At 49.3% G+C, this 7752-nt stretch carries 9 protein-coding genes and 1 pseudogene; 1 reads left to right on the top strand and 9 read right to left on the bottom strand.

Annotation, left to right across the window (positions count from 1 at the left end):
* Positions 1 to 12: 12 nt before the first annotated feature.
* From nuoL to FS806_RS08225, 9 genes are read right to left on the bottom strand one after another with little or no spacing between them, the layout of a single operon-like run.
* On the bottom strand, positions 13 to 1902 hold the full coding sequence (gene nuoL, locus FS806_RS08185) for an NADH-quinone oxidoreductase subunit L (protein WP_144934337.1): 1890 nt from the start codon (positions 1900 to 1902) through the stop codon (positions 13 to 15).
* 59 nt (positions 1903 to 1961) lie between these two features.
* A complete protein-coding gene (nuoK, locus tag FS806_RS08190) occupies positions 1962 to 2273 on the bottom strand; it encodes an NADH-quinone oxidoreductase subunit NuoK (protein ID WP_144934339.1) in 312 nt (103 codons plus the stop codon).
* A gap of 2 nt (positions 2274 to 2275) precedes the next feature.
* The gene (locus FS806_RS08195) at positions 2276 to 2803 is read right to left on the bottom strand and encodes an NADH-quinone oxidoreductase subunit J (protein WP_144934341.1); all 528 of its coding nucleotides are present in this window, start codon (positions 2801 to 2803) and stop codon (positions 2276 to 2278) included.
* Positions 2796 to 3251 (bottom strand): NADH-quinone oxidoreductase subunit NuoI, encoded by a 456-nt coding sequence (gene nuoI, locus FS806_RS08200; RefSeq protein WP_144934343.1) that lies wholly within the window; start codon positions 3249 to 3251, stop codon positions 2796 to 2798. Before nuoI ends, FS806_RS08195 begins: the two co-directional genes overlap by 8 nt.
* Positions 3252 to 3275: 24 nt before the next feature.
* Positions 3276 to 4286 carry an NADH-quinone oxidoreductase subunit NuoH gene (gene nuoH, locus FS806_RS08205; protein WP_144934344.1) on the bottom strand — a complete coding sequence of 337 codons (1011 nt, stop codon included), beginning with the start codon at positions 4284 to 4286 and terminating at the stop codon, positions 3276 to 3278.
* A complete protein-coding gene (locus tag FS806_RS08210) occupies positions 4286 to 5386 on the bottom strand; it encodes an NADH-quinone oxidoreductase subunit D (RefSeq protein ID WP_144934346.1) in 1101 nt (366 codons plus the stop codon). The genes nuoH and FS806_RS08210 overlap by 1 nt, the downstream gene beginning before the upstream one ends.
* Positions 5387 to 5389: 3 nt before the next feature.
* A complete protein-coding gene (locus FS806_RS26980) occupies positions 5390 to 6295 on the bottom strand; it encodes an NADH-quinone oxidoreductase subunit C (protein ID WP_313960570.1) in 906 nt (301 codons plus the stop codon).
* Positions 6292 to 6810 (bottom strand): NuoB/complex I 20 kDa subunit family protein, encoded by a 519-nt coding sequence (locus FS806_RS08220; protein WP_144934348.1) that lies wholly within the window; start codon positions 6808 to 6810, stop codon positions 6292 to 6294. Before FS806_RS08220 ends, FS806_RS26980 begins: the two co-directional genes overlap by 4 nt.
* Positions 6795 to 7163, bottom strand: a complete 369-nt coding sequence (locus tag FS806_RS08225; RefSeq protein ID WP_144934350.1) for an NADH-quinone oxidoreductase subunit A — start codon at positions 7161 to 7163, stop codon at positions 6795 to 6797. The genes FS806_RS08220 and FS806_RS08225 overlap by 16 nt, the downstream gene beginning before the upstream one ends.
* A gap of 289 nt (positions 7164 to 7452) precedes the next feature.
* Between FS806_RS08225 and FS806_RS08230 the strand changes: the two are divergent.
* Positions 7453 to 7752 (top strand): annotated as a pseudogene (locus FS806_RS08230) (IS110 family transposase); the annotation flags it as partial.

The raw sequence follows: 7752 nt of genomic DNA on the forward strand, positions 1-7752 counted from the left end.
AGGATAGGTAAATTAGCCAAGGTCGATAAACCTCCTTCCGGCCAAAACCAATGCTAAAGCAACAAAGCCAAGGAGTGTAACGAGCCCGTAAGTCTGGACCTGCCCGTTCTGCAGCTTCGTTCCGAGACGTCCGAGCGAAACGACAGACCCCGCTACCAGCCGTACCAGACCATCGACTACGGACCGGTCTATCCCGTAGAGAAGCTTCCCCAAAACCTTCAGCGGACGAACAAGGATCCGGCTGTACAGCTCATCGATATAATATTTTCGGTTGACCAACTGATACAGCCAAGGTGCTCTCTCCGAAACCATTTCTCTGGACAAGCTGCCTTTGCCATAAATCGCCCACCCCAAACCGATTCCAAGAATAGCTGCCAAATTGGAAAGAATCACTACGATCCAATTCAGCGACTCCTCGACCGCCTCCGGTGCAAGCCAATTTCCAAACCAGGGATTAAGCCCTGGAATAAACACAAACCCGGCGATGACCGCAAGCACAGCAAGAACTATCATCGGGAAGGTCATGGATGCCGGCGACTCCTTCACTTCATGCTCGGTCTTGGGCCGACCGGTAAAGACGAGAAAGAACAATCTGGACATATACAAGGCCGTGAAGAAAGCCGCAATTAACCCGACCCAGAATAACATCTGATTATGATGATAAGCCTCGGACAGGATAGCGTCCTTGGACCAGAACCCGGATAGTGGAATCACACCTGCAAGCGCCAGTGCCCCGATGGCGAAGGTCCAGGTTGTAATCTTCATTCTGCCCGCCAATCCGCCCATTTCGTTAATGTTCTGCGTGTGCACGGCATGAATGACACTGCCCGCAGCCAGGAACAACAGAGCCTTGAAGAATGCATGGGTAAACAAATGGAAAATTCCCGCCGTGTAGGATACCCATGTACCTATCCCCAGCGCCATCATCATATACCCCAATTGGCTGACGGTAGAATAAGCGAGTACCCGCTTGATATCGTTCTGTGCCGTTCCTATAGTGGCTGCAAAGATGGCCGTGAAGGCTCCTACGATCGCAACCACTGTCAAGGCATCCGGCGACGCCCGGAAAATATCGAAGGTGCGGGCGACCAGGTAAACACCGGCAGCGACCATCGTTGCAGCATGAATAAGCGCACTGATCGGAGTCGGGCCTTCCATTGCATCCGGCAGCCAGACGTGAAGCGGGAATTGCCCTGATTTCCCGACGGCGCCGACAAAGATTAATATGGCAATCCATGTAACGATGCCGGGAGCTATATCCGGCTGGAGAGCGAATACCTTATGTATGGATGAGAAGTCCAGAGCATGACCTGGCATATACCAGAAAAGAAGCAATATGGCCAGAAGAAGACCCACATCCCCGATTCGCGTCACAATAAAAGCCTTCTTGGCCGCAGCCTTCGCTTCCGGTTTATAATACCAGAAGCCGATAAGCAAGAACGAACATACCCCTACCAATTCCCAGAATATGTACAGCTGTAGAAGATTAGGCGACATGACCAAGCCAAGCATCGAGAATGTGAATAACGATAAATAACTGAAAAAGACCGACTTTCTTTCGTCCTCCTGCATATAACCTTTGGAATATATGTTAACGAGCAGACTGACTGTAGATACAATTACGAGCATGAGAGCATTCAGATTGGAAATCTCGAATCCGAATTTTACGGACAGATCCCCGATTTTAAGCCATTGAATTCCGGTCCATAAATAATTTTCGGTCGGGCCTCCCAGCCTTTCGATCAAGACGAGCACAGCCAGGATGAACGAAACGGCCGAGGCTAGAATGCTGATGTAGGCGCCCGTATCTTTAGCCTGCCGGCCTACGCCGATCAGGACCAGGAAAGCCAATAACGGAATTAGCGGGATTAACCACGCATATTGTGAAATGTCCAATTCCATGGATTTATTGTTCCTCCTTATGGTTGTTAGACAAAAGAGGCTTTTTTCTAAAGATTAGGCTAATGCCTCATCGAGTTCATTTCATCGACATTCGATGTTCCCCGGTTTCGGTAGAGCATAATCAGAATAGCTACCCCGATAGCCGCTTCCGCCGCCGCAACGGTTATTGCAAATAAAGAGAACACCTGACCGGTCAAGGAAGGGTTGATCCCCAGCTTCGAGAAGGCTACCAGATTAAGATTGACCCCGTTCAGCATCAATTCAATCGAAAGCAAGATAATGATGGCGTTCCTTTTGGAAAGTGCTCCATATAGACCGATACAAAAAAGAATGGCTCCCAAGGTTAAATAAGGAGAAATAAGGCCGCTCATCGTCAATCCTCCTCTCTTTTGGCCACGACAATCGCTCCTATGAAGGCTACGGTCAGCAGCACCGACATTAATTCAAACGGGATGACATGATCGGTAAAAATACGCGTTCCGATCTCCAGTGTGTTATCCTGTGCCAACGAGACGTTCTCCACGGGAAAATCCGCTGTCTGGATGGCATAGAACAAAATTCCGAACAAACCCAGGATACCGATTCCGAGCAGAATGTTATGCGTCTGTCGGGGAGGGGGTGCCTTGTCTTCATCCCGATGCTTGGTCATCATAATTCCGAAGATCATCAGGATCGATACTGCCCCTGCGTAGATCAACACCTGGACAAAAGCTACAAATTCCGCTTCAAGCAGCACGTACAAGCCTGCCAGGCTTAGAAAAGAAAAGGCCAGCGCCACGACCATATGAACCACTTTGGTGAAGCTGATCATGAAGATCGCTCCCCCGATAATCAACAAGGCAAAGACAAAAAACACCAGATTGCTTCCGTTCGAGAAAAATTCGACAATATTGCTAAGCATCCTTCTTCGCCCCCCCTTTAGGAGACGACGAATGGTTTTCCTGTCGAATGTTCTGATCGTTCTCGTACAGCCATTGCATGTTCTTGAACAAATCATCCCTGCTGTAAGTCGCTAGTTCGAAATTATTCGTCATCACTATCGCTTCCGTCGGACATACTTCTGTGCAAAAATCGCAAAGAATGCATATTTCGAAATTGATGTCGAACGTTTCCAGTACCCGGGCTATTTTCGACTCCGGATCGGGGTTCGGCTTGCCTACCAAGGTGATGCACTCCGTCGGACAGACTCTGGCACACTGATTGCATACAATACATTTTTCGGGATCCAGATACTGAATTCCCCGGAAACGATCGGGCATTTTCAGCGGAACATTCGGATAAGCGTAAGTCACTTTCTTCCGGGTCATATTTTTGAAGGTCACGCCTAGTCCTTTCAATAAGCCTTTCATGAGATCTCCTCCCTTCGGCTCGCTCTACCGGCCAAAAATTTCGTAGAAGACGGCGGTTATAATAATATTAAGCAGGGCCAGCGGAAGCAGCACCTTCCAGCCCAACCCCATCAACTGGTCCACTCGCACCCGTGGGAAAGTAGCCCGGAGCCAGAACAGGAAAAAGACAATAAACGAGAATTTCAGCAAAAACCAGATGATGCCCGGTACGAAATCAAGAAAAGGGAACGGCGCATGCCAGCCGCCCAGAAACAGAACGGTAGTCAGCGAAGCAATGGCAAAGACGTAGACATATTCCGCCAGCATAAAGAAGGCGAAGCGAAAGCCGCTGTACTCTACATGATAACCCGCCACCAGCTCCGATTCAGCTTCGGGCAGGTCAAAGGGGGTCCGGTTCAGCTCCGAAACCGCAGCCACGACAAATACACCAAAGCCGATGATTTGGGGCAGGAAGTTCCAGTGCCAGAAACCTCCGCTTTGACCTTCTACAATGGTGGTTAATTGCATGCTGCCGGACAGCATAATGACCCCAACCACCGAAATCACGAGCGGAATTTCGTAGCTGATCATCTGTGCCGCAGAGCGCATGCCGCCCAGAAGCGCATATTTATTGTTCGAGGCCCAGCCTCCCAGAATAATTCCGATGGTCGATATTCCTGACAGGGCGACGTAGTAGAGCACACCGACATTCAAGTCGGCGAAATATATGTTTTGTGTATAAGGAATGGTGGCTAATACGGCAAAGGAAGGAACGAATGCGATGATCGGCGCGAGAATGAATAGCTGTCTTTCCGCCTTCTTCGGAATCGTATCCTCTTTCATCAACAGCTTGGCGACATCGGCCACCGTCTGCAGCAGCCCTAGTGGGCCCACCCGGTTCGGACCGTGTCTGCTCTGCATCCAGCCGATCACCTTCCGCTCGAAATAGATGGCATAGGTCACATAACCAAGGATGACGAGAAGCAGTACTACGGATAACAGAAAATAAATAGTGAAGCTCTTCCACGTTAACGCGTCCAGAAACCAGTTGGCCATTAGCTGTCCACCTCCCCAACAACGATGTCTATCCCGCCGAGAATCGTAATCAGATTGGTCATCGTTTCCCCTACCAGCAGTTTAGGAAGAATTTGCAGATTGATAAATGAAGGCCTTCTGAACTTCAATCGATAAGGCTTATCACGCCCTCTGGATATAATATAACATCCAATCTCCCCGCGTGGCGATTCAATTCCCGCATAAACTTCCCCTTCCGGAGCGCGGATGACTCTCGGTACCTTACCCATAATTGGCCCATCTTCGGGGAACTGCTCCAAAGCTTGTTCCAGGATGCGAAGCGATTGCCTGATCTCCTCCAGCCGAATGCAATAGCGGTCATAGCAATCCCCGTTCTTGCCTACCGGAACGTCGAATTCAAATCGGTCATAGAGGCAATAAGGTTGAGCTTTACGCAGATCCCAGTTCACACCCGTGCATCTGAGATTGGCTCCGCTTAACCCATAACTGATGGCAGTTTCCGCATCGTATTGGCCGATTCCCTTAATTCGGGCCAGAAAGATTTCGTTGCCGCTCACCAATTGGTCGTATTCTTCGACTTTTTTCTTCATATACGGCACGAAATCACGTACTTTATCAATCCAGCCTTCGGGAGCATCCCATTTGACGCCCCCTACCCTCATATAACTATAAGTTAATCGGGCCCCGCACAGCTCATTGAATAAATTAATAATCATTTCCCGATCGCGAAAGGCGAACAGGAACGGGCTCATCGCCCCAATGTCGAGCAGGTAAGTCCCCCACCAGACCAGATGACTGGCGACCCGCTGCAGCTCCATGACAATAAGCCGTAGAAATTCGGCTCTCTCGGGAACCTCCAATTGCAGAAGCTTCTCCACTGTATGGACAAGCACATAGTTATTGGTCATGGCCGAGACGTAATCCATCCTGTCCGTATAAGGTATGATTTGAGTATAGGATAAATTCTCGGCCAGCTTCTCTGTCCCTCTGTGCAGATAACCCATAACCGGGATGGCTTCCTTAATGACCTCTCCATCCAGCTTGACAATGATGCGGAACACTCCATGCGTGCTGGGATGCTGTGGTCCTACGTTTAGCAGCAGCTCTTCTGTCCGTATCAATCGTTACACCTCCGGATCAATCGGTTCATAATCTTTGCGCAGCGGGTGACCGACCCAATCGTCCGGCATCATAATTCTCCTTAAATCCGGATGCCCCGGAAAATCAATCCCCAGCAAATCGTAAATTTCCCTCTCCTGCCAATTTGCCCCTTGCCATACGGAAGTAACAGAAGGAACGGCAGGCTGCTCCCGGTCGGTCTTAACCTTAAACAAAAACTCCTGCTTCGTGTTCAAAGAAATTAAATGGTACGCAACTTCCATATGCGTTTCCTGATCGATCCCGGCAACATTCCGTAAATAATTCAATTGAAAATGTTCATGATCCCGAACGAATTTCGCTGTTTCCGCCCAATAATCGCTCTTGATGATAATGTATGGCCGATGACCGTCTAATTCGTTAATAAACGCATCCTCAACGGCCTCGGGAGAGACTTTATCCCTTATCCATTGTACCGACTTATCCAATAAAGGCTGCATCGGAGAGGGCTCCTTGAGAACTTCCGCCTCTTCTTTCTTAGCCTTGGCTTCCGCTCTGGCGGCACGCGCCTCCGCGGCTCTCTTCAGCTTGGCTTCGCGGTCCTCTGCAGCCTGTACCTTTCCTTCCTTAGGCGCGGAATCGGAAGGCTCTGAAGCAGTCTTCTGCTCTGAAGCCTCTGGTTTCGGGCTCTCCGCTTGATTCCGGGTACTCCGCGCGGCTCTGGGAGGTGGGCTGGCCGCATTCTCCCCCGCAAGCGGTTTCATAATTTTATCCTGTTCCGATTCGGGAGGAGGGCTTGTTTCAGCTTTCGCCTTGACCGCTTCAGAATCACCAGATGAGACTTCGCCGCTGTTCTTCGAATGGTCCTGTTGTCTCGGCTCCTCAGATGGAATATCTTCTCTCTTCCCCTGCTCCTTCTTATCCTCACTCACAGATTCGTCACCTGCTTCCCGGTTTTCGCTTCGTAACGAATTTTCTCCTGCAGCTTCATTACCCCATAAATCAACGCTGCGGGATTAGGCGGACAGCCTGGAATATAAACATCGACAGGTACAATCTGGTCTACTCCTTTGACGACCGCATACGACCGGACATAAGGCCCTCCTGCTGTTGCACACGAGCCCATGGCAATAACCCATTTCGGTTCCGGCATCTGCTCATACAGCCTGCGAATGAGAGGGGCCATCTTCTTAGTCACCGTCCCGGACACGATCATGACATCCGCCTGTCTGGGCGAGGTACGGAACATGACGCCGAAGCGGTCAAAGTCATAGTGGGGGCCACCGGCTCCCATCATCTCAATGGCACAGCAAGCCAAACCGAAAGTGAGCGGCCATAAGGAATTGCTCCTAACCCAACCCTTGACCTGCTCTATGGTCGAGTAAAAAACAGTTCTCTCCAGCTCCTGTCTTTCCTCCGGACGAATAGACTCTAACGGGAATTCCATTTCAGCACCTTCTTCTTCCAAGCATAGATTAGCCCCACAACCAGCAAGGAAATAAAGATTAGCATCTCTACAAGCGCAAACAGCCCTAGCTTATGATAAGCTACGGCCCACGGGTAAAGAAAGACGGCTTCCACATCAAAAATTACGAACATCAAAGCAAACAAATAATAGCGGATATTAAATTGAACTTGACCTTCTCCCACTGGTACGTTACCGCTTTCATAGGTGGTCAATTTTTCTTCGTGCGGTTTATTAGGTCTCAAAAGCTTGCCGATCGTCAGAGCGATTACTGGGAGCAGTACGCCTAACGAAACGAAAATGGCGACAATTACGTAATTGTTAATATACTGCATTCTCGCCGTTTCCCTCCAGTCTCTTGAAATGAATAATCCCCACAATTATAACAAATGGGGAAAATAGTGTCTAATGAAATAACACATCAAGGATAAACTGCTATAAGCCGTCCTTAGGACGGGCGCGTTTACCGATGAAATATGAGAACAAGTATAAGGCGAAACTTATACTTTCTGGCGTGTAATATAATCAAAATATAAAGAGGAAATCCCCAGCGACTATCGAAGAAAGAAGCACCTGACAGGGAAGCTTCAATCTTACCTACCAACCACAGGAGGTTGAAGTCGCATGGGGAAATCCTCGCACATTCAAGGCCGTAAGGGAACTAAGTTCAGTCAACAGCTAAGGGGCGTTAACCTGGAGCAAGTCCTCATCGTTGCGATCGATGCGGCCAAGCTCCACCAAAAAGCCTTAATATGCAACTATTTCGGCGACATCATTGAAAAACCCTTCTTTTTCTCAGTGAATAATTCTGGTATGGAGCTGCTTTGCAAGAAGATTAATCAAGCGATTACAGCCACAGAGGCTGTTCGCTTGTTCCTGGGTATTGAGGCAACAGGCCATTACTATGAAGACATCGTCCGCGAG

The organism is Paenibacillus sp. 32O-W (assembly GCF_007679495.1).
Lineage (GTDB): Bacteria > Bacillota > Bacilli > Paenibacillales > NBRC-103111 > Paenibacillus_L > Paenibacillus_L residui.